The 21,651-nt window shown below is 73.4% G+C and carries 18 protein-coding genes; 6 read left to right on the forward strand and 12 right to left on the reverse strand.

The window, feature by feature from the left end; genetic code table 11:
* The first annotated feature begins 77 nt into the window (after positions 1 to 77).
* Complete coding sequence (locus NOSIN_RS14190) at positions 78 to 2,048, forward strand: acyl-CoA dehydrogenase family protein (protein WP_077691205.1); 1,971 nt, start codon at positions 78 to 80, stop codon at positions 2,046 to 2,048.
* 78 nt (positions 2,049 to 2,126) lie between these two features.
* The gene (locus NOSIN_RS14195; protein ID WP_077691206.1) at positions 2,127 to 2,747 is read left to right on the forward strand and encodes a PadR family transcriptional regulator; all 621 of its coding nucleotides are present in this window, start codon (positions 2,127 to 2,129) and stop codon (positions 2,745 to 2,747) included.
* 21 nt (positions 2,748 to 2,768) lie between these two features.
* Here the strand turns inward: NOSIN_RS14195 and NOSIN_RS14200 are convergent, their stop codons facing one another.
* A complete protein-coding gene (locus tag NOSIN_RS14200; RefSeq protein ID WP_171986595.1) occupies positions 2,769 to 3,593 on the reverse strand; it encodes a VOC family protein in 825 nt (274 codons plus the stop codon).
* Positions 3,594 to 3,809: 216 nt separating this feature from the next.
* Here NOSIN_RS14200 and NOSIN_RS14205 point away from each other — a divergent pair, with 216 nt between their 5' ends.
* Entirely contained in the window at positions 3,810 to 5,114 is a 1,305-nt protein-coding gene (locus NOSIN_RS14205) for an MFS transporter (RefSeq protein ID WP_236743367.1), read from the forward strand.
* A gap of 103 nt (positions 5,115 to 5,217) precedes the next feature.
* Here NOSIN_RS14205 and NOSIN_RS14210 read toward each other — a convergent pair whose 3' ends face one another.
* The 6 genes from NOSIN_RS14210 to NOSIN_RS14235 form a co-directional block, all read right to left on the reverse strand.
* The gene (locus NOSIN_RS14210; protein ID WP_171986596.1) at positions 5,218 to 5,781 is read right to left on the reverse strand and encodes a hypothetical protein; all 564 of its coding nucleotides are present in this window, start codon (positions 5,779 to 5,781) and stop codon (positions 5,218 to 5,220) included.
* A gap of 96 nt (positions 5,782 to 5,877) precedes the next feature.
* Positions 5,878 to 6,492 carry a TetR/AcrR family transcriptional regulator gene (locus NOSIN_RS14215; RefSeq protein ID WP_077691209.1) on the reverse strand — a complete coding sequence of 205 codons (615 nt, stop codon included), beginning with the start codon at positions 6,490 to 6,492 and terminating at the stop codon, positions 5,878 to 5,880.
* Positions 6,493 to 6,557: 65 nt separating this feature from the next.
* Positions 6,558 to 7,730, reverse strand: a complete 1,173-nt coding sequence (locus tag NOSIN_RS14220; RefSeq protein ID WP_077691210.1) for an acyl-CoA dehydrogenase family protein — start codon at positions 7,728 to 7,730, stop codon at positions 6,558 to 6,560.
* Positions 7,727 to 9,781 (reverse strand): ATP-binding protein, encoded by a 2,055-nt coding sequence (locus NOSIN_RS14225; protein WP_375539664.1) that lies wholly within the window; start codon positions 9,779 to 9,781, stop codon positions 7,727 to 7,729. The genes NOSIN_RS14220 and NOSIN_RS14225 overlap by 4 nt, the downstream gene beginning before the upstream one ends.
* A 23-nt stretch (positions 9,782 to 9,804) precedes the next feature.
* Entirely contained in the window at positions 9,805 to 11,340 is a 1,536-nt protein-coding gene (locus NOSIN_RS14230; RefSeq protein WP_227014834.1) for an acyl-CoA carboxylase subunit beta, read from the reverse strand.
* Between the two features lie 59 nt (positions 11,341 to 11,399).
* The gene (locus NOSIN_RS14235; RefSeq protein WP_077691213.1) at positions 11,400 to 13,166 is read right to left on the reverse strand and encodes an acyclic terpene utilization AtuA family protein; all 1,767 of its coding nucleotides are present in this window, start codon (positions 13,164 to 13,166) and stop codon (positions 11,400 to 11,402) included.
* Positions 13,167 to 13,480: 314 nt separating this feature from the next.
* Here NOSIN_RS14235 and NOSIN_RS14240 point away from each other — a divergent pair, with 314 nt between their 5' ends.
* From NOSIN_RS14240 to NOSIN_RS14250, 3 genes are all read left to right on the forward strand, one after another.
* Positions 13,481 to 13,984: a hypothetical protein gene (locus NOSIN_RS14240; protein ID WP_269087588.1), complete on the forward strand. Its 504-nt coding sequence runs from the start codon at positions 13,481 to 13,483 to the stop codon at positions 13,982 to 13,984.
* A gap of 157 nt (positions 13,985 to 14,141) precedes the next feature.
* The gene (locus NOSIN_RS14245; protein WP_077691214.1) at positions 14,142 to 14,645 is read left to right on the forward strand and encodes a hypothetical protein; all 504 of its coding nucleotides are present in this window, start codon (positions 14,142 to 14,144) and stop codon (positions 14,643 to 14,645) included.
* A 145-nt stretch (positions 14,646 to 14,790) separates the two neighbouring features.
* Entirely contained in the window at positions 14,791 to 15,363 is a 573-nt protein-coding gene (locus tag NOSIN_RS14250; RefSeq protein WP_077691215.1) for a hypothetical protein, read from the forward strand.
* A 57-nt stretch (positions 15,364 to 15,420) separates the two neighbouring features.
* On the opposite strand, the gene NOSIN_RS14255 is transcribed toward NOSIN_RS14250, so the two are convergent.
* From NOSIN_RS14255 to NOSIN_RS14275, 5 genes are all read right to left on the reverse strand, one after another.
* Entirely contained in the window at positions 15,421 to 16,710 is a 1,290-nt protein-coding gene (locus tag NOSIN_RS14255; protein WP_077691216.1) for a thymidine phosphorylase, read from the reverse strand.
* 126 nt (positions 16,711 to 16,836) lie between these two features.
* Positions 16,837 to 17,265, reverse strand: a complete 429-nt coding sequence (locus NOSIN_RS14260; RefSeq protein ID WP_077691217.1) for a cytidine deaminase — start codon at positions 17,263 to 17,265, stop codon at positions 16,837 to 16,839.
* On the reverse strand, positions 17,244 to 18,503 hold the full coding sequence (locus NOSIN_RS14265; protein WP_077691218.1) for an ABC transporter permease: 1,260 nt from the start codon (positions 18,501 to 18,503) through the stop codon (positions 17,244 to 17,246). The genes NOSIN_RS14260 and NOSIN_RS14265 overlap by 22 nt, the downstream gene beginning before the upstream one ends.
* Positions 18,500 to 20,074: an ABC transporter permease gene (locus tag NOSIN_RS14270; RefSeq protein ID WP_077691219.1), complete on the reverse strand. Its 1,575-nt coding sequence runs from the start codon at positions 20,072 to 20,074 to the stop codon at positions 18,500 to 18,502. The genes NOSIN_RS14265 and NOSIN_RS14270 overlap by 4 nt, the downstream gene beginning before the upstream one ends.
* Complete coding sequence (locus NOSIN_RS14275) at positions 20,067 to 21,644, reverse strand: ABC transporter ATP-binding protein (RefSeq protein WP_077691220.1); 1,578 nt, start codon at positions 21,642 to 21,644, stop codon at positions 20,067 to 20,069. The genes NOSIN_RS14270 and NOSIN_RS14275 overlap by 8 nt, the downstream gene beginning before the upstream one ends.
* Positions 21,645 to 21,651: the final 7 nt, after the last annotated feature.

The raw sequence follows: 21,651 nt of genomic DNA on the forward strand, positions 1-21,651 counted from the left end.
CCGCGCCGTTTCCGCTCCGCCGGCGGTGGTAGTCACGGGGACAGGGCCGCGCCGACGAGGACCAACAGGGGGACCACATGACCGAACAGGCACTGCGGTTGGACGAGGCCGAACTGCGCGGCCTCCTCGACGGACGCTGGGCCCACGTGCGCGAGCAGGCCCGCGACGTCCTCCGGGGAGAGCTGTTCGCCCCCGTCCACGGGCTGTCGGTGGAGGAGCACCGCGCCCGCACCCTCGCCCAGCTCGAGGCCCTGGCCAAGAGCGGCCTGCCCACCTACGGCTTTCCCGAGTCGGTGGGCGGCCGCGGCGACGTCGGAGCCTCCGTGGTCGGCTTCGAGATGATGGTCAACGACCTGTCCCTCATGGTGAAGATGGGCGTGCAGTGGGGGCTGTTCGGCGGGGCGATCAGCGCCCTGGGCACAGAACGCCACCACACCGAGTACCTGCCCGACGTGATGTCGCTGGAACTGCCCGGCTGCTTCGCGATGACCGAGACCGGCCACGGCTCGGACGTGCAGAGCCTGCGCACCACGGCCACCTACGACCCCGGGGCCGAGGAGTTCGTGGTCCACACGCCCGACGAGTCGGCGCGCAAGGACTACATCGGCAACGCCGCGCGCGACGGCCGCATGGCGGTGGTCTTCGCCCAGCTCAACGCCGACGGCGAGGAGCACGGCGTGCACGCCCTGATGGTCCCGATCCGCGACGGGCGGGGCGAGCCCATGCCGGGCGTGCGCATCGGGGACTGCGGCGTCAAGGCCGGGCTCAACGGAGTGGACAACGGCCGCCTGGAGTTCGACCACGTCCGGGTGCCGCGCGCCAACCTGCTCAACCGGTACGGGGACGTGGCTCCCGACGGCACCTACTCCAGCCCCATCGAGAGCAAGAACCGGCGCTTCTTCACCATGCTCGGCACGCTCGTCCGCGGCCGGATCAGCGTCGCGGGCGGCTCGGGCACCGCCACCAAGGCCGCGCTGGCCATCGCGGTGCGCTACGGCGACACCCGCCGCCAGTTCGGGCGTCCCGGGACCGACGGGGAGCCCGAGCGCGAGGTGCGCGTCCTGGACTACCTGGCGCACCAGCGCAAGCTGCTGCCCGCGCTGGCCCGCACCTACGCGCTGCACTTCGCGCAGGAGGAGCTGGTGACCCGCCTGCACGACCTGTCCCTGTCCTCCGAGCACGACGACCGCGCCCAGCGGGAGCTGGAGTCGCGGGCGGCCGGGCTCAAGGCGGTGGCCACCTGGCACGCCACCAGGACCATCCAGATGTGTCGCGAGGCGTGCGGCGGCGCCGGGTACATGGCGGAGAACCGCATTCCGCAGCTCAAGGCCGACTCCGACATCTTCACCACGTTCGAGGGCGACAACACGGTCCTGATGCAGCAGCTCACCAAGAGCCTGCTGACCAACTTCCAGGACTCGTTCGGCGACCTGGACCAGTTGGGACTGGTCCGCTTCATGGCGGGCAAGGTCTTCGAGACGGTCATCGAGCGCACCGCCGCGATCCCGCTGATCGACCGGCTCGTCGCGGCCGCCCCGGGACGCGGGGAAGAGGCCGGCCTGTACAACCGGGGCTGGCAGCTGGAGCTGCTGGAGGACCGCGAGAAGCACGTCGTCGAGGGGCTGGCCGCACGGCTGCGCAGGTCCGGGAAGGACGGCAACGACGCCTTCGAGACGTTCAACCGCGCCCAGGACCACGTGCTCACCGCGGGCCGCGCGCACATGGACCGGGTGGTGCTGGAGGCGTTCGTGGCGGGGATCGACCGCTGCGGCGACACCTCGACGGCCAAGCTGCTCAACCGGCTGTGCGACCTGTACGTGATGTCGGTGGTGGAGGAGGACCGCGCCTGGTTCCTGGAGCACGAGCGCCTGTCCACGAACAGGGCCAAGGCGGTCACGCAGGCGGTGAACGACCTGTGCCGGGGACTGCGGCCCTACGCCGTGCAGCTGGTGGACGCGTTCGGGCTGCGCGACGAGTGGCTGTCGGCGCCGATCGCGCTGGGCGCCGAGCACGCGCGCCAGGGCGACCCGGCACCCGGGCGAGGCTGACGGCCCGTGCCGGCCTCCTCCGCGCGGGGATATCCTCGTCGCAGTCCAACAGCGGAGATCACGCGTGAGGGGTTGCGGATGTCGGCCATCCGGCTGCTGGTCCTGGGAGCGGTCCGCCTGCACGGGCGTGCGCACGGCTACCAGGTACGCGGCGACCTGGAGCTGTGGGGCGCGCACGAGTGGTCCAGCGCCAAGCCGGGGTCGATCTACCACGCGCTCAAGCAGATGGCCGGACAGGGCCTGCTGCACGCCCACGAGGTCGCGCCGTCCACCGCCGGAGGGCCGCCCCGGACCGAGTACGAGGTCACCGAGGCGGGCACTCGGGAGTACTTCGCCCTGCTGCGCGCGGCGGTGTCCTCGTACGGCGAGCGGCTGGACGTGCTCTCGGCGGGCCTCGGCTTCATCGTCGACCTGTCCCGGGAGGAGGCGGTCGAGCTGCTCGGGCGGCGCGTCGAGGGCCTGGAGGAGTGGCGCCGCGGGGTGGTCGGGTACTACACGCCGGAGGAGGGGCCCGGCCAGATGGGCCACATCGGCGAGATCATGGACATGTGGGTGCACTCGGCGGAGGCGGACGCGGAGTGGACACGCGCGCTGATCCGGCGGATCGAGGGCGGCGCCTACTCCTTCGCCGGTGAGGGCGGCAGGCCCTACGAGGGCGTCCTCGCGGAGGAGCATCCGGGCGCGGCACCCTCCCCCTGAGGCGGCCGGGCGGCGGCCACCTCAGTCCACGTCCGGCTCCCCGGCCTCCCCTCGGAGCCACTGCCGCAGGTCGGAGGCGTTGCGCAGTTCGCCCTCGACCCTGCGCAGCTCCGGTCCGGTGAGCTCGATCGCGTCCAGGTCCGCCCGCCACTCCCCGACGCGGTCGTCCTCCCCGAGGGCGACCGCGAGCTCGATCAGCATGACCAGCGCCAGCGCCCGGTCCGCGGCGGGGGCGGTGTCGCCGTGCCTGCGCAGGCCGGAGCGGATCCGCCGGAAGGCGGCGGGGTCGTCGGTCTTGAAGTCGCGCAGGGTCCGTGCGTCGTCCAGGACGCGGGCGAGCCCGTCGAGTCCCTTGGAACCGCCGTACTCCGGTTTCCCGGGCTCGTCGCGCTGGATGAAGATGATCGAGTTGCCCGACGGGTCCATCAGCGTGAAGCGGCTGGCGCCGGGCCGGTACCGGGTGAGGCGCGGCAGCCCCTTCGCCAGGACCCTGCCGTAGGCCCGGCGCATGGCCCGGGTGAGGGCGGCGTGGTAGGGCGCGACCGCGTCGACCATGACCAGGCAGCCGCCGCTGTTCTCCCGGGCGGGGTCCAGCTCCTTCGGGGTGCGGCCGTAGTGCAGGTCGAAGCCGCTCCAGCGCAGCGCCAGGTACAGGTAGGGCCTGGTCTGCTCGTGGGTGACCTCGAAGCCGAGCGCACGGTAGAACTCCAGGGTGGCCTCGGCCGAGACGCACGGCAGCACGGGCACGGTCGTCTCGTTGGCCCGCGTCCCGGCCGCCTCCGGCCCCCGCCGCCCGGCGGCCCCGTCCGCTCCGCCGCCGGCTCGCGCGGTGTCCGTTCCGGCCACGTGCGCCTCCTATTAGTCAAGTTTGATTACCTGCGAGGGTAGGCCCTTCCCCGACCACTGGTCAAACTTGACTACATGCAGGGGCGCGCCGGCTCCGCCCGCGGGCACGCCCCGGCCCGGCGGCGCGCCGCACCGTGCGAGCCGTCCCCCGGCGGGACTTTCGCCGTCCACGCGATCGCCCTAACATGAGACAAATTCATGTTAGGCAGGTCACACGTGCGCACACCCCCGGCGCCACCGCCCTCCCCCGGCCCACCGCCACGGCACCGGCCCGGCGTCCCCGAGGCGCTCGCCGAGCCCACACGCCCCGTCCGCCGCATGTGGGTGGCCGGGATCAGCCTGGCCAACCTGGGTATGTGGGTGGCCTTCTTCGGCCCCCTCCAGGTCCTGCTGCCCGAGCAGGTCGGCCTGCTCGACCCGGGCTCCAAGGAGACCACCCTGGCCTGGGTGACCGGCGTGGGCGCGGCCTGCGCCACCCTGGCCACCCCGCTGGCCGGGGCGCTGTCGGACCGCACCACCGGCCGGTTCGGGCGGCGCCGCCCGTGGATCCTGGCCGGTGCGGTCCTGGGCGGCCTGGGCCTGGTGGTCCTCGGCCGGCAGGACGGCGTCCTCGGCGTGCTGCTGGGGTGGTCGTTCGTACAGGCCGCACTGTCCTGCCTGAACGCGACCCTGCTCGCCGCCGTGCCCGACCGCGTGCCCGTCCGCCAGCGCGGTGTGGTCTCCGGGTGGATCGGCATACCGCAGTCGGCGGGAGTGGTGGTCGCGGTGCTGCTGGTGACCGTGGTGGTCACGGGCACGGCCCCCGGCTACGCCCTCGTCGGCGTGCTGACCATCGCCTGCGCCCTGCCGTTCGCGCTGCTGGCGCCCGATCCCCCGCTGCCCCGCGAGGCGCGCCCATCCTGGAGCGCGTTCGTGCGCGGCATGTGGGTGTCCCCGCGCCGGTACCCCGACTTCGGATGGGCGTGGCTGACCCGTTTCCTCATGCAGACGGGCAACGCCATGGCCACCCTCTACCTGCTCTACTTCCTGACCGACGAGGTGGGTTACGAGGAGTTGTTCCCCGGGTCCTCCGCCGCGGACGGCCTCCTGGTGCTCATCTCCGTCTACACGGCGGCGGTCGTGGCCACGACCGTGGTCGCCGGGCTGGTCTCGGACCGCATCGGCCGCCGCCGGGGCATGGTGTGCCTGGCGGGTGCGGTGGCGGCCGTACCCGCGTTCCTGCTCGCCGCCTTCCCCACGTGGACGGTGGTCCTGGCGTGCGCGGCGGTGCTGGGGGTCGGCTTCGGCGTCTACCTGTCCGTGGACAACGCCCTGGTCACCGAGGTCCTGCCGGATGCCGGAGGCCGCGCCAAGGACCTGGGGATCGTCAACATCGCCAGCGCCGGCCCCCAGGTGATCGGCCCGGCCCTGGCCGGTCCGATCGTCGTCCACCTGGGCGGATACCCGGTCCTGTACGCCGTGTGCGGACTGCTCAGCCTGTTGGGCGGGGCGCTGGTGTGGCGGATCAGGGGCGTGGCCTGACACTCCTCCCGGCCCCCGGAGGAAGGCGGGTGCCACCCCTGCCGGTACCCGGTCGCCCGACCCCGGGCCCGTGCCTGGGGCCCGGCGCCCACCGGTCCGGCGCTCAGTCGCCGACCGCGTCCAGGGAGCCGCTGCCGTGTCGCTCCGGCGCCTCCTCGCCGCGCTGGCGGGCGGGCTCCCACCACCACCAGTGCGACTCGGGCACCCAGGCGGGGATCTCCTCCTCGTTGACCGGACGGGCGCTGCCCGCCACCTCGACGAGGGCCTCGTCCACGCGCTGGATGGCCTCCAGGTCGCCGGGGCGCAGGAAGTCCCGCCAGGGCACGAACTCCTCGCCGAGCAGCTCCAGCATGGACCGGCGCCAGCAGGCGGGTCGGTAGGCCTCGTGCCGGCCGTTCTCGGCCGCGGTCTGGCTGCGGATCACGTACAGGCTGAGCCGGTCGGGGTTGTTGCCGCTCGTCAGCAGCTCGGCCAGGGTGGCGCTGAAGTTCCGCCCTCCCGGGGAGCGCCGGTGGGCGGAGGAGGTCGCACGGTACAGGTCGAAGAGCGCGGCGAAGGCGTTGTCCATCAGGGCGTCGCGGTCCCTGCGGCGCGAGGCGCTCTCCGCGAAGGCGTCCAGTGCCCGCTTGGCCAGGCCCGGGAGATCCCTGCCCGCATCCGCACTCACCCTCGCACCGCCTTCTCCGTCCCCGATGACACGTTCGGCGGGCCCGCGCCCGCTGCTTCGATCATAGACACGCTCCGTACCGTCTAGGTAGCCGGTTCAGCCGGTCCGCTCCCCGAGCTGCTCGTCGAGTGTGCGCGCCCACTGGCGCACGATCCGGCGCCGCCGGGGCTCGTCGTCGGTGAGCAGGTTGGCCAGTCCCAGGCCGCGCGCCAGGTCCAGGGTCGCCTGTACGGTCTCGCGGACCCCGGGCACCGTCTCGTCCACGTCCAGCAGCGCCACGGCGGACCGGTGGACCTCCCGGCCCATCCGCTCCTCCATGGGGATGATCCGCTCGCGCAGGACCGGGTCGCTCGCGGCCGCCGACCACAGTTGGAGGGCGGCCCGAAAGTCCACGCCGGTGAACGCGTCCACGACCATCTGCACGACCGCCTCGGTGCGCCCCGGCCCCTCGGGGACGGCGGCCGCACCGCGCCGCAGCTCCTCTCCCCTGCTGTCGAGCATGTGCCGCAGCGCGGCCAGGAACAGGTCCTCACGGGTGGGGAAGTGGTGCTGGGCCGCGCCCCGGGACACCCCGGCCCGCCGTGCCACCGCGCCCACGGTGGCACCGGCCGCGCCGTGTTCGGCCAGGCAGGCCACGGCGGCCTCCAGCAGTCGGGCGCGGGTGGCGCGGCTGCGCTCCTGGCGCGGCTCGCGGTCGGCCCCGGTGTCCACGTGTCGCCTCTCCCCACTACACCGCGCGGACGCTCCTGCGGGCGTCCGCGGCGGGGTTCCTCCGGTCAGTACGACTTGGGCAGGCCGAGGGACTGCTGCGCCACGTAGTTGAGCACCATCTCCCGGCTCACCGGGGCGATGCGCGCCAGGCGGGCGGCGGCGATCGCCGACCCCAGGCCGTACTCGCTGGCCAGGCCGTTGCCCCCGAGGGTCTGCACGGCCTGGTCGACCGCGCGCACGCACGCCTCGGCGGCGGCGTACTTGGCCATGTTGGCCGCCTCCCCGGCTCCCGCGTCGTCGCCGGAATCGTAGCGGAGCGCCGCGTGCTGGGTCATCAGCCGGGCCTGCTCCAGCTCGATCTTGACCTGTGCCAGCGGGTGGGCCAGCCCCTGGTGGGCGCCGATGGGGGTGTCGCGCCACACCCTCCTCTCCTTGGCGTAGGCGACGGCCCTGTCCAGGGCGTAGCGGGCACTGCCTGTGGCCAGGGACGCGGCCATGACGCGCTCGGGGTTGAGCCCCGCGAAGAGCTGGAGGAGCCCGGCCTCGGGGTCGCCGACCAGGGCGTCGGCGGGCAGGCGCGCGTCGTCCATGAAGAGCTGGAACTGGTGGTCGGGGCTGACCAGGTCCATCTCGATCCGGCGGGCCTCGAATCCGGGGGTGTCGGTGGACACCACGAACAGCGCGGCGGACAGGCGCCCGGTGTCCTCGTCCTGCACCCGGCCGACGACGAGGACGGCGTCGGCGACGTCCACGCCCGAGATGAAGGTCTTGCGGCCGTTGAGGACCCAGCCGTCGCCGTCGCGGCGCGCGGTGGTGGTGATGCGGTGCGCGTTGGAGCCCGCGTCGGGCTCGGTGATGGCGAAGGCCATGATCGTCTCGCCCGTGGCCAGTCCGGGCAGCCAGCGCCGCTGCTGGTCGGGGGTGCCGAAGCGCGACAGGACGGTGCCGCAGATGGCCGGTGAGACCACCATCATCAGGGTGGGGCACCCGGCGGCGCCGAGCTCCTCCAGGACCGCGGCCAGGTCGCCGATGCCGCCGCCCCCGCCGCCGTACTCCTCGGGGATGTTGACGCCCAGGTAGCCGAGCTTGCCGGCCTCGCGCCACAGGTCGGTGAGGTAGGCGCCCTCCCGGGCCCTGTCCCGGTAGTAGTCGGGCCCGTACCCGGCGGCGAACGCGGACACGGCGGCGCGCAGTTCGACGCGCTCGGCGGGTTCGTTGAAGGTCATGGCACCGGTCACGTTCGGACCCCTTCGTAGTCGAGTACGGCGAGGGGTGCCCCGGCGGGCACCCTCTGCCCCGCCGCGACCGGGATCTCCCGGACGGCACCGGCGGCGGGGGCGGTGACGCGGTGCTCCATCTTCATGGCTTCCATGCGCAGCAGGGTCTGGCCCTCGGCGACCCGGTCCCCCACGGCGACGTCCACGGCGGTGACGGTGCCCGGCATGGGCGCGGGCAGGGCGCCGGGGTCGACCGCGGCCTCGGGTTCGGGGAGGGGGTCGACGGGGGTGAGGGTGACCGGCCCCAGGGGCGAGTCGACGTGGACGTCGCCGCCGCCGCGGTGGACGTGGAAGGCGCGGCGCAGGCCGTGCTCCTCCAGGACCACCAGCCCGGGCGCGGCCGAGAGCACGCGGACCCCGTCCTGTTCCGGCAGGTAGGCGCCCCGGAGGGCGCGGTAGGCGGTGGTGACCTCCCCTCCCCCCGCGACGACGTGCCGGCGCACGTGCGGCTGGGAGGCCAGGTTGCGCCAGTTGGCGGGGATGCCGGCGGGGACGGTGGCGCCGGTACGGGCGTCCTCGGCGGCGGCCAGGGACGCGGCCAGCGCGGCCAGGCGCTCGGTGGCGGGGCCGGCCAGGGGCCGGGCCAGTTCGGTGCGCCGCCCGCCGTCCAGGTAGCCGGTGTGCAGTTGCTCGGGACGGCTCTGGGCCGCCCCGAACGCGGGGTCGCGCAGCGTCCGTACGAGCAGGTCGCGGTTGGTGCCCACCCCGTGGACGCGCGCGGTGGCCAGGGCGGAGGCCAGGCGGCGGACCGCGTCGCGGCGGTCGTGCCCGTGGGCGACGACCTTGGCGAGCAGGGGGTCGAAGTCGGTGCCGACGGTGTCGCCGGGCTCGACGCCGCTGTCCAGGCGCACCCCGGGAGCGGTGAGGGGCGCGAACCGGGCGGTGGCGGCGGGGACGTCGAAGGCGTGCAGGGTGCCGGTGCGGGGGCGCCACTCCTCCCGGGGGTCCTCGGCGTACAGGCGGGCCTCGACGGCGTGGCCGCGCGGCGCGGGCGGGCCGCCCTCGGGCAGGGGCTCTCCCTCGGCGATCCGGATCTGCCACTCGACCAGGTCCAGCCCGGTGACGCACTCGGTGACGGGGTGCTCGACCTGGAGGCGGGTGTTCATCTCCAGGAAGACGGGATCACCGAAGCCCCCAGCGGAGACGGGCACGAGGAACTCGGCGGTTCCGGCTCCGGTGTAGTCGATGGCGCGGGCCATGCGGCGGGCGGCCTCGTACAGGCGCCGGCGCAGGGGGTCGGGCAGGCCGGGGGCGGGGGTCTCCTCGATGACCTTCTGGTGGCGGCGCTGGACGGAGCAGTCGCGCTCGCCCAGTGTCCAGACGGTGCCGTGGGCGTCGGCCAGGACCTGCACCTCGACGTGGCGGCCCCGTGGGACGTAGGGCTCGCAGAACACGGCCGGGTCGCCGAAGGCGGAGGCCGCCTCGGCGCGGGCGGCGTCCGCCTCGGAGGGCAGGTCGGCGAGGTCGCGGACCACGCGCATGCCGCGCCCGCCTCCCCCGGAGACGGCCTTGACCAGCACGGGCAGGTGTTCGGCGCGCACGTCCTCGGGGGCGAGGGCGTCGGCGACGGGCACCCCGGCCTCGCGGGCGATCCGCTTGGCACGGGTCTTGGCCCCCATGCGTTCGACGGCCTCGGCGGCGGGGCCGACCCAGGTGAGTCCGGCGCCGGTGACGGCGCGGGCCAGGCCGGGGTTCTCGGACAGGAAGCCGTAGCCGGGGTGGACGGCGTCGGCGCCGGCGGCGAGGGCGGCCCCGACCACGGCGCGGGGGTCGAGGTAGGCGTCCACGGGTCCGCGCCCGTCGGGGACGGGCAGGCGCACGGCGGTGTCGGCCTCGGCCACGTGCGCGGCGGCCTCCTCGCCGGGGGCGTGGACCGCGACCGTGGTGACGCCGAGGCGGCGGCAGGTGCGCATGATCCGGCGGGCGATCTCGCCCCGGTTGGCGACCAGGAGGGAGGCGACGGGCCGGTGGGCGGCGGGCGGCCCCCCTTCCCGGCCCGTGGTGAAGGGCACGTCGTTCAAGGTTTCCTCTCCGCTCACATCCGGAAGACGCCGAAGCGGTCGGTGCCGCGGACGGGCGCGTTGTGGGCGTGGGACAGGCACAGCCCCAGGACGGTACGGGTGTCGCGGGGGTCGATGACGCCGTCGTCGTAGACCCGCCCGGACAGGAACAGCGGCAGCGACTCGGCCTCGATCTGGTTCTCGACCATCTCCCGGACCGCGGCGTCCTGTTCCTCGTCGTAGGGCTGTCCCTTCCTGGCCGCGGACTGGCGGGCGACGATGGACAGGACCTCGGCGAGCTGCCGGGGACCCATGACGGCGGAGCGCGCGCTGGGCCAGGCGAACAGGAAGCGGGGGTCGTAGGCCCGCCCGCACATCCCGTAGTGGCCGGCGCCGTAGGAGGCGCCCACGAGCACCGAGAAGTGCGGGACGGTGCTGTTGGAGACGGCGTTGATCATCATCGAGCCGTGTTTGATGATGCCGCCCTGCTCGTACTCGCGGCCGACCATGTAGCCGGTGGTGTTGTGCAGGAACACCAGCGGGGTGTCGGCGCGGTTGGCGAGCTGGATGAACTGGGCGGCCTTCTGGGCCTCGGCGCTGAACAGCACGCCGTTGCCGTTGGCCAGGACGCCGACGGGGTAGCCGTGCAGGTTCGCCCAGCCGGTGACCAGACCGCCGCCGTAGGAGGGCTTGAACTCGTCGAACTCCGAGCCGTCCACGATCCGGGCGATGATCTCGCGCGGGTCCACGGGCACCTTGAGGTCGGGCGGCATGACGCCGAGCAGGTCCTCGGGGTCGTGGAGGGGCGCGCGGGCGCCCGCCTTCGGCCCGGGGCCCTCCTTGCGGTGGTTGAGCCGGGCGACGACGCGCCTACCGATACGGATCGCGTCGCATTCGTCCTCGGCCAGGTGGTCGGCGAGCCCGGACACCTCGGCGTGCATGCGCGCGCCGCCCAGCGACTCGTCGTCGCTCTCCTCCCCCGTGGCGGCCCTGACCAGCGGCGGACCGCCCAGGAACACCTTGGAGCGATCGCGCACCATGACCACGTGGTCGCTCATGCCGGGGACGTAGGCGCCTCCGGCCGTGGAGTTGCCGAAGACCAGGGCGATCGTGGGGATCCCGGCGGCGGACAGGCGGGTCAGGTCGCGGAAGGTGCGGCCCCCGGGGATGAAGATCTCCTTCTGGGTGGGCAGGTCGGCGCCGCCGGACTCCACCAGGCTGATCAGCGGCATCCGGTTGTGCTCGGCGATCTCCGCGGCCCGCGCGGACTTCTTCAGGGTCCACGGGTTGCTGGATCCGCCGCGCACCGTGGGGTCGTTGGCCACCAGCACGCACTCCACGCCGGAGACGACGCCCACGCCGGTGACGACGCCGGCGCCCACGTGGAAGTCGCTGCCCCACGCGGCGAGCGGCGACAGTTCCAGGAAGGGGCTGCCCTCGTCCAGGAGGAGTTCGATCCGCTCGCGGGCCAGCAGCCCGCCCCGGGCGCGGTGGCGCTCCACGTAGCGCTCGCCGCCTCCGGCCATGGCCTTGGCGTGTTCGGCGTCGATCTCGGCGAGTTTGGCGAGCATGGCCTCGCGGGACCGCGCGAAGTCGGGCGAGGCGGTGTCGAGCCGGGTTCCCAGGGTGCTCACGGCCGCTCCACCTCCGGCAGCAGCGCCTCGGGGACCGGCGCCCTCCGCGCGCGCAGCCACTCCCCCAGCCCCTTGGCCTGCGGATCGGCTCCCTCGCGTCGGGCGGTGCCGGGGGCGAGCATGCCCTCGATCCAGAAGTTGGCGGCGCGCAGGTGGGGCAGCAGGTACCGGGTGACCCTCAGGTCGGCGGTCTCGGGGAGCAGCTCGCGCAGCAGGTCGGCGGTGAGGGTGGTGGCCAGCCACCGCCACGCCGGATCGGTGTCCGCCCACACGCCCAGGTTGGCGTCGGCGCCCTTGTCGCCGCTGCGCGCGCCCAGGACCAGGCCGAGGGGCGCGGACCGGGTGGGGCCCTCCGGCAGGGGCTCGGGCAGCGGGGGTTCGGGGACCTCGGCCAGGTCGCGGGTGCGGGGCGCGGGTGCGATGGCCATCCGCCGGCCGTCGGGGAGGATCGCGGTGTGCTCCACCTCGGTGGCGGGCACGAGGACGTGGGTGGCGGCGACCCCGTCGGGCCGGGCGTCGCGCGGCGGCGCGGTGAGGTGGAAACCGGCGTAGCTGCCCAGGGCCAGTTCCACGGCGGCCGCGCCGAAGGAGCGTCCGATGGCGGCGGGGTCGTGGTCGCGGGCGACCACGCGCAGCCGGGCGGTGGCCGCGTCCTGGGTCGGGCCGTGGGGGTCCTCGGCGGGCACGAACGTGAAGCGCAGGTCCTGCGGCTCGCGCGCGGCCAGCCCGGCGCGCAGCTGGCGCTCGGCCAGTGCGGCCTTGGCCTCGGCGTCCAGCCCGGGGACAAGGAACTCGACCTCGTTGCGGAAGCCGGTGATGTTGGTCAGGCCCACCTTGAGGTCGGCGGGCGGCTCCTCTCCGCGCGCCCCGCTGAGCAGGACGCGGTCGGGCCCCTCCTGCGTGAGGCGGACGGTGTCCAGGCGGGCGGTGACGTCGGGACCGGCGTAGCGGGGCCCGGAGACCTCGTAGACGAGCTGGGCGGTGACGGTCCCCGTGGTGACGGCGCCGCCGCTGCCGGGGTGCTTGGTGATGACCGCGCTGCCGTCCGCGTGGATCTCCGCGAGCGGGAAGCCGGGGCGGTCCGGATCGCCCACCTCGTCCCGCTTCCCGGCCGGCGGGGCGTAGTTGCCGCCGGTGGCCTGGGTGCCGCACTCGATGACGTGTCCCGCGACGGTGGCCCCGGCCAGGGCGTCCAGGTCGTCGGGGGACCATCCGAAGTGGGAGGCGGCGGGGCCCACGGCCAGGGAGGCGTCGGTGACACGGCCGGTGACGACGATGTCGGCGCCCGCGTCCAGGCACGCGGCGATACCGAAGGCGCCCAGGTAGGCGTTGGCGGTCAGCGGGGAGCCGAGGCCCAGCTCCTCGGCCCGGTCGATGAGGTCGTCGCCGGTCACACAGGCGATGCGCGGTTCGAGGCCGAGTCCCTCGGCGAGCTCGGTGAGCCTGTCGGCGAGCCCGCGCGGGTTGAGGCCGCCCGCGTTGGTGACCACGCGGATCCGGCGCTCCATGATCAGTTCCAGGCTGTCGCGCATCTGCCGCAGGAAGGTGCGGGCGTAGCCGCGGCCGGGGTCGCCGAGCTGGTCGCGGCCGAGGATGGCCATGGTCAGTTCGGCCAGGTAGTCACCGGTGAGGACGTCCAGGGGTCCCTCGGTGAGCATCTCGTGGATGGCGGAGAAGCGGTCTCCGTAGAAGCCGGAGGCGTTCCCGACCCGCAGCGGGGGCACCGGTGTCGCAGTCATGGACACGAGCGTGACACCGACCACACGATAAAACAAGCACGTGTGATTGTTTTATGGGAACGGGCGGCCGGCCACGGCGGGGCCGGGGGCGGTCACGGTATGCGCGCCGCACCCGCCTCCTCTCCCGGCTCCCTTCTCGCGGACCCGCGAGTCAGCCGTGACGCCGGAGGCGGCCGGCCCTGATGCCGCCGGAAGCGATCAGCGTGTGCTTCGGTCCGAACCTCCGGGGCGGCCGGTACGCCGGCTCGGGGCTGACCGCGGCCACCGTCCAGGGGCGCGCGCCGGCCGGGAGAGAGCCTTAGGTGCCCTTTACGCCGGGCCACGGGTACGTTGGCCGCTTGAGCACCTCACTGGAAAACACCGGCCCGACCGACCACAGCCCAGAGACCGACGAGCCCGGCGAGGCCGTGGAACACGACGAGGCCACGGAGGCGGAGGCCGCCGAGGAGTCCGCCTTCATGGCCGACCCCCGACCCGGGGGCGTGCTCTCCACGGAGACCTTCGGCCTGGTCGCCCTGTTCCTTCTCGCCATCACCATGTTCTCCGGCCAGCTGATCGGGCTGCTCACGACCGTGAGCTCCATCGGCGACCAGCCCGTGACCGTGGCGCAGGTGGCCCAGCTCAACACGCAGATCACCGTCAGCGGCACGCTGGCCGCGGCCAGCGCGCTCACGGCCGCCCTCGCCCTCGTCCTCTCCGGTACCGGGACCCGGGACTGGGCTCGCTGGACCGCCTCGGCCGTCCTGATCACGGGCCTGCTGCTCGTGGTCGTGGCGGTCCTGACCTATCTCCAGGTACCGGCCGGGGTGGCGCAGCAGCCCCCCATGATGCCGACGGGATGACCGCCCGGGCACGGGGCCCGGCCCTCCGGGAGCCGGGCCCCGGCTTCGCCCTTCGAGCAGCGGAACGGGCGACTGATCACGATATGGCCGAAAGTGGCCACGGAGCGTGTGTTATCTCCCCTCCGAACCGGGATACGCGCGCGGTATTTTTGGCGCCGTGAGTACCTCTCCAGAAGACAAGAACCCCGCCGACCGCTCCTCCCCCGCGGACGAGTCCGCCGCGGCCCCCTCCACGGACACCGCGACCGAGGCCTCCTCCCCGGACACCGGGGCGGGCGACGCCTTCCTCGCGGGCACACCGATGGGGACGGCCCCCGCGACGGGCGGGCTGTTCTCCGCCGAGACCTTCAGCGTCATCGGACTGATGCTGTTCGCCCTGGTCGCCCTCAACACCCGGCTCCTCCAGCTCTTCGGCTGGTTCTTCGTGGGCGGGATCCCGACGGTGCGCAACCAGGGGGAGATTAGCATGTACACGGGCGAGGTGACCGCGGCGGGCGGCCTGAGCGCCCTGGCCGTGCTCGCCGGGGCCGTGGCGCTGTTCCGGGGCAACGCCGCCACCCGGGCCTGGGCCCGCTGGGCCGCCGCGGCGACCGTGATCACGGGCGCCCTGCTGCTCCTGGTCTCGGCCCTGGTCTTCGTGAGCCTGCCCGGGGCCCCCTGAGCCCTCCGGCCGCGGTCGGCGGGCCCGGGCTCCGGGGTGCGGTGCCGGCCGGCGGGGAGGCCCCTTGCCCGTCGTTGCCACACCACATACCCGAATAGGCGTTTCACAGAACTTCCCTTGGTGCTTCCGCGGATACGTTGGCCACGTGAGCACATCACCGGAAGACCGCGAACCGAACGACCGCGCTCGCGACGCCGAAGGCGCCCGAGCCGCCGACGACGCACCGACCACCGGGGCCGAGCCCTCGTTCACGCCGCAGGAGGGCACCGGGACCGAACCCTCTTTCGCGCCACGGGAGGACTCGGGAGCCGAGGCCGCCGCCCCGCGGGGGGAGGGGGAGGCTCCCACCGAGCCCGGCCCGGGCGGCGCCCTCTCGGCGGAGACCCTCGCCCTGACCGCGCTGGTCCTGCTCGCCGTGACCGTGTTCTCGGGCCAGCTGCTCCAGCTCTTCACCACCATGGTCCTCATCGGCGACCAGCCGGTTCCCGTGGACCAGGTGACGCAGTTCTCCATCCAGGTGATCATCAGCGGCCTGTCGGCCGCCGTCGCGGCGCTGGTGGCGGGGATCTCGCTCCTCATGACCCGTGCCGGGACCCGTCCCTGGGCGCGGTGGGTGGCCACCACGGCACTGATCGTGAGCCTGCTGCTGGTACTCCTGGCGGTCGTGACGTACATCCTGATGCCTGCTGGCACGGAGATGCAGCAGCCCCCGTTCTGAGGACGGCCACCGGTCTCCCGGTGGCCGCCCCACGGCCGTGGACGCCCGGGGCCGGGATCAGGCGATGCGGTCGATCACCAGCGGCCGGGGCTCGTAGCGGGCCCCGGCCTCGATGTCGAAGGCGCCCTCCAGCGCCTGCGCCGCCCGCTCGAAGCGCTCCTCCTCGTCCGCGTGCAGGGTGAACAGGGGCTCCCCCGCCGCGACCTCCTCGCCCGGTTTGGCGTGCAGGGTCACTCCGGCCCCGAAGGACACCGCGTCCTCCTTGCGGGCCCGGCCCGCGCCCAGCCGCCACGCGGCCAGCCCCACCTGGTAGGCGTCCAGCCGGGTGACCGTGCCCGATGCCGGGGCGAGCACCACCCGGTGCTCGGCCGCCACCGGCAGCGGTGCCTCCGGGTCGCCGCCCTGGGCCCGGACCAACCGCTTCCAGGAGGCCAGGGCGCTGCCGTCCCGCAGGGCCTCGGCGGGGTCCTTGACCCCCTTCGACCCCGGGGTCAGCCCGGCCGCGGCCAGCATCTCCCGGGCCAGTGCCACGGTCAGCTCCACCACGTCCGCGGGCCCGCCGCCGGCGAGGACCTCCACCGACTCGGCGACCTCCAGCGCGTTGCCCACCCGGCGGCCCAGGGGCGTGGCCATGTCGGTGAGCAGGGCGACCGTGCGCACCCCGTGGTCGTTGCCGATGCCGACCATCGTGCGGGCCAGCTCGCGGGCGGATTCGGCGTCCTTCATGAACGCGCCCGACCCCACCTTGACGTCCAGCACCAGCGAGCCGGTGCCCTCGGCGAGCTTCTTGCTCATGATGGAGGCCGCGATCAGCGGGATGGACTCCACGGTCCCGGTCACGTCGCGCAGCGCGTACAGCTTCCGGTCGGCCGGGGCCAGCCCGGCCCCGGCCGCGCAGATCACCCCTCCGGTGGAGTCCAGCACCCGCCGCATCTGCGCGGTGGACAGCGACGCCCGCCAGCCGGGGATCGACTCCAGCTTGTCCAGGGTCCCGCCGGTGTGGCCCAGCCCCCGCCCTGACAGCTGCGGCACGGCCGCGCCGCACGCCGCGACGGTCGGGGTGAGCGGCAGGGTGATCTTGTCGCCCACCCCGCCCGTGGAGTGCTTGTCGGTGGTGGGCCGGTCCAGGTCGGAGAAGTCCAGGCGCTCCCCGGAGGCCAGCATCGCCTCGGTCCAGCGGCTGACCTCGGCCCGGTTCATCCCGCGCAGGAAGATCGCCATGGCCAGCGCCGACATCTGCTCCTCGGCCACCTCGCCCCGGGTGTAGGCGTCGATCACCCAGTCGATCTGCCCGGGGGTGAGCTCGCCCCCGTCGCGCTTGGCTCGGATGACCTCGATGACGTCCATGTCATGTCCTTCCTGGCGGGAAAACACGTCTCCCCGGTCGCCGCGGGGCGGCCGGGGAGACGGGTGTGCTGATGCTCTACCGATGATGCGGGCACGGCGCGGGGCGGAGCCCCGGTGAAACACTGGTCATGCGAGGTTGTCCGGGCCGAACGCCTGCGGCAGGACCTGGTCCATGGTCCGGACCCCCTCGGGGGTGTCCACCAGCATGTGCGGTCCTCCGTGTTCGAACAGGAGCTGCCGGCAGCGTCCGCACGGCATGAGGGCCTCCCCCCGTCCGTCCACACAGCTGAACGCCCTCAGGCGGCCTCCGCCGGAGGCGTACAGGGCGCTGACCAGGCCGCACTCGGCGCACAGGCCCACCCCGTAGGAGGCGTTCTCCACGTTGCAGCCGCTGACCACCCGGCCGTCGTCGACCAGGGCCGCCGCGCCCACCGGATAGTTCGAGTAGGGCGCGTAGGCCCGGGCCATGGCCTGGCGGGCCGCGGTCCGCAGCGCCGCCCAGTCCACGGCCTCGGGGTCCATGGGTCCGTCCGTCATGACCGGCTCGCCCTCCACTGCTTGCCGATACCCGCGGGTGGCCGCAGCCTCTGGGAGGCCAGCGAGAGCACCAGCAGGGTGGTGATGTGCGGGCTGTAGGTGGCCAGCTCGCGCGGGAGCGAGTCGGTGGAGAAGTACCAGGCGAGCAGCAGGACCGCGACGAGCGCGCCGAAGACGGCCAGTCCCTTGCGGTCCCTGCGCACCTGCCACAGGGCCACGGCCAGCAGGGTCACCCCCAGGAGCAGCAGCAGGGCGTGGACCGCCGCACCGCCGCCGCGTACCTGGAGCGCGTCGGTGTAGCCGAACAGGCCCGCGCCCATGGCCACTCCGCCCGGGCGCCAGTTCCCGAAGATCATCGCGGCCAGACCGATGAAGCCGCGGCCGCCGGTCTGCCCCTCCTGGTAGATCTGCGAGGCCACGATGGCCAGGAACACGCCGCCCATACCGGCCAGGCCGCCGGAGACGGTCACCGCGACGTACTTGAGGCTGTACACCGGCACACCGAGGGACTCGGCGGCGTCGGGGTTCTCGCCCACCGAGCGCAGCCGCAGGCCGAAGGTGGTCCGCCACAGCAACAGGTAGGTCAGCGGGACCATCAGGATCGCGACGACCGTCAGCGCGGGCATGTGCGTGGTCACGCCGACCACCAGCGAGGCCAGGTCGGCGACCAGGAAGACTCCGCTGTCGGCCACCGGCCCGAGCACGTCCGCGACGAAGGGCAGGTCCCACACCGGGAACGACGGCGCCATCGGCGACTGGGCCGCGCCCGCTCCGGGCACGTCGGAGTAGACCAGGATCGACAGGTAGCGCATGGCGCCGAGCATGAGGATGTTGATCGCCACGCCGGAGACGATGTGGTCCACCGCGAAGGTCACCGTGGCCACGGCGTGCAGGAGACCGCCCGCCATACCGGCGAGCACGCCCGCCAGCAGGCCGATCCACGGGTTGTCCGTGGACCAGGCGAAGTAGGCACCGAACCAGGTGCCCAGGATCATCATGCCTTCCAGGCCGATGTTGATGACGCCCGCCCGCTCGGACCACAGTCCGCCCAGGCCGGCCAGTCCGATGGGCACCGCGAAGGTGATGGTGGTGTTGATGGTGCCCGAGTCGGTGAGCATGTCGTGGCCGGTGATGACACGCAGCCCCGCCAGGGACACCAGCACCGCACCGGACAGGCTGAGGAGGCGCCAGAGCGCCCACCCCCGGGGCCGGAGCGGGGCCTTCACCGGCTCCGCCACGTAGATTTCCTGAGTCACTGGGCCTCCCCGCCGCGCTTGCCGTCGGATCCGGGAACGGTGCCCCCGCCGTCGGCGGTCCCGCCCCCGGGTGCTGGGGGCGCGGTCTCCGTGTCCTGTGTACTGGTCCCGGCGGTGGCGCCGAGCTGTTTGCCGATCTGCTGCTGCTGGTAGCGGCGGCCCCAGCGGTGCACGACCTCGTAGACCACCACGACGGTGAGCACGATGGTGGCCTGCGAGATGACCGCGATCTCCTGCGGAACGCCGTCGAAGGGCAGGATGCCCGACGCCTGGCTCAGGAAGGCCCAGAACAGGGAGGCGAAGACGATGCCCACCGGGTGGTTGCGGCCCAGCAGGGCGATGGCGATACCGATGAAGCCGATACCGGTCGGGAAGTCCAGGGCGTAGTAGTGGGAGCTGCCCAGCAACTGGGGCAGGCCCACCAGTCCGGCGACCATGCCCGAGAAGAGCATGGACAGGAACACCATCTTCTTGACGTCCACGCCGCTGGCCTCGGCCGCCGTCTGCGACTCACCGGTGGCCCGCAGCTCGAAGCCGAAGCGGGTCCGGTTGAGCATCACCCAGTAGCCGACGCCGACCGCGACGGCCAGGAACACGAAGCCGAAGATCTTGTGGTCGGAGCCGAGGAAGGCCGCGGAGATGCCCGGCACCCAGGACGACTCGGGGATGGGCGGGGTACCGATGTTGTTGGTGCTGATCTCCACCGCGAGGCGGTCGGTGCTCAGCAGGTAGGCGGTGATGCCGGTGGCGATCGAGTTGAGCATGATCGTGGAGATCACCTCGGACACGCCCCGGGTCACCTTGAGGTAGCCGGCGATACCGGCCCACGCTCCGCCGACGGCCACGGCCGTGACGACGATGACGATCTGGCTGAGGACCGGAGGCAGCACGAGGTAGCCGCCCACGGCGGCCGCCAGCAGCGCGGCGAGCCGGTACTGGCCGTCCACGCCGATGTTGAACAGCTTCATCTTGAAGCCGATCGCCACGGCGACGGCGGCCAGGTAGTAGGTGGTGCCGTCGTTGATGATCCGCACCAGGCTGTCGGGCCTGGTGCCGTACTCGATCATCCGCTCGAACGTGGCCAGCGGCGGGATGTCGCTGAAGTACAGCACGGCCGCGGTGACCGCGACGGCGATGACGCCGGCGGCCAGGACCGCGGCGAAGGACAGCGCCAGCATCGTCGACAGCCGGTGGAACAGCAGGAACGCCATGGCGGAGCCGACCAGGGCGCCCAGGGCGGCGGCGACCGGCTCGATCAGGGACAGGTCCAGGAACCAGGCGGTCAGCAGGCCCGAGGCCACCGACAGCACCAGGGCCGTCGGGACGACCAGGGTGGTGTTCAGGACCGTGCTCTCCTCGCGGGTGCCGTCGGCGCCCGTTCCGCGCCCGCCGGGCACCAGGGGTCCGCTCCAGGCCACGGCGGCGAAGGCCGCCACGACGCCGACGACCAGCGCCACCCACCACAGCAGCCCCGTGTCCAGGGCGACGGTCAGCAGCGTTCCCAGTACCAGGGAGGCGCCCAGCGCCGCGGGTGCGGGCAGGCTCGTGTTGGGACGGGGGATCCTACTCATGCGTGCCGCCCTCGCCTTCCGTGCTCTCGTCGGCGCCGCCCAGTCCGGCACCGGTCATGGCCGAGCCCAGCTGTTCGGGCGTGACGGTGGTCGGGTCGGCCTGGGCGACCAGGCGGCCGCGCAGGATCACGTGCAGGGTGTCGGACATGCCGATCAGTTCGTCCAGGTCGGCGGAGACCAGCAGCACCGCCAGGCCGGCGGCGCGGGCGTCGCGCAGCTGCTCCCAGATGGCCGCCTGGGCGCCCACGTCCACACCGCGGGTGGGATGCGCCGCGACCAGGAAGCGCGGGGATCCGCTCATCTCCCTGCCGATGATGAACTTCTGCTGGTTGCCGCCGGACAGTGCGTCGGCGACCACGTCGATGTTCGGGGTGCGCACGTCGTACTCGGCGACGATGCGCTCGGAGTCGGTGCGCGCACCGGTCCTGTTGATCCAGGGGCCGCGCACGCTGGGCTCCTTGGTCTGGTGGCCCAGGATGCGGTTCTCCCACAGCGGGGACTCCAGCAGCATGCCGTGCCGGTGCCGGTCCTCGGGGATGTAGCCCACACCCGCCTCGCGGATCCGCAGCGTGGACCAGCCGGTGACGTCGTGCTCCTCCAGGAAGACGCGCCCCGAGGCCAGCGGGCGCATGCCCATGATGGCCTCGATCAGCTCGGACTGGCCGTTGCCCTCCACGCCGGCGATACCGACGATCTCGCCCCGGTGGATGTCCACGCTGACCCCGTCCACGACGGCCCGGCCGTCGGGGGACTGCACGGTGACCCCGTCCAGGGACAGCACGACGTGGTCGGTGACGGTGGACTCGCGCAGCTCGGGCACGGGCAGTTCGCCGCCGACCATCAGCGTGGCCAGGTCCTGGGCGGTGGTGGTGCCCGGGTCCGCGGTGGCCACGGTGGTGCCGCGGCGGATCACGGTGATCTCGTCGGCGACCGAGAGCACCTCGTCCAGCTTGTGGGAGATGAAGATGACGGTCAGGCCCTCGCGCTTGAGCTCGCGCAGGTTGTCGAACAGCTCGTCGACCTCCTGCGGGACCAGGACGGCGGTGGGCTCGTCGAGGATGATGGTCTGCGCGCCGCGGTAGAGGACCTTGAGGATCTCCACGCGCTGGCGCTCGCCGACGCCCAGGTCCGCCGTCAGGCGGTCGGGGTCGACCCCGAGCCCGTACTGGTCGGACAGCGTCCGGATCCGCGTGCGGGCGCGGTTGCCGATGCCGAAACGGCGTTCCGCTCCCAGGACCACGTTCTCCAGCACGGTCAGGTTGTCGGCGAGCATGAAGTGCTGGTGCACCATGCCGATGCCGCTGCGGATGGCGTCGGAGGGCGAGTGGAAGCGCACCTCCCGGCCCCTGACGTGGATGTGGCCCTCGTCCGGCCGGTGCATGCCGTACAGGGTCTTCATCAGCGTGGACTTGCCCGCACCGTTCTCGCCGACGATGGCGTGCACGGTACCGGGAGCCACGGTGATGTCGATGTCGTGGTTGGCCACGACTCCGGGAAAACGCTTGGTGATCCCGCGCAGCTCAACGGCGGGGGGCGCCAGGGCCCCGTCGCCCGATGGCGTGCTGCTCATCTGTCTC

The sequence above is a fragment of the Nocardiopsis sinuspersici genome (assembly GCF_001998325.1).
Lineage (GTDB): Bacteria > Actinomycetota > Actinomycetes > Streptosporangiales > Streptosporangiaceae > Nocardiopsis > Nocardiopsis sinuspersici.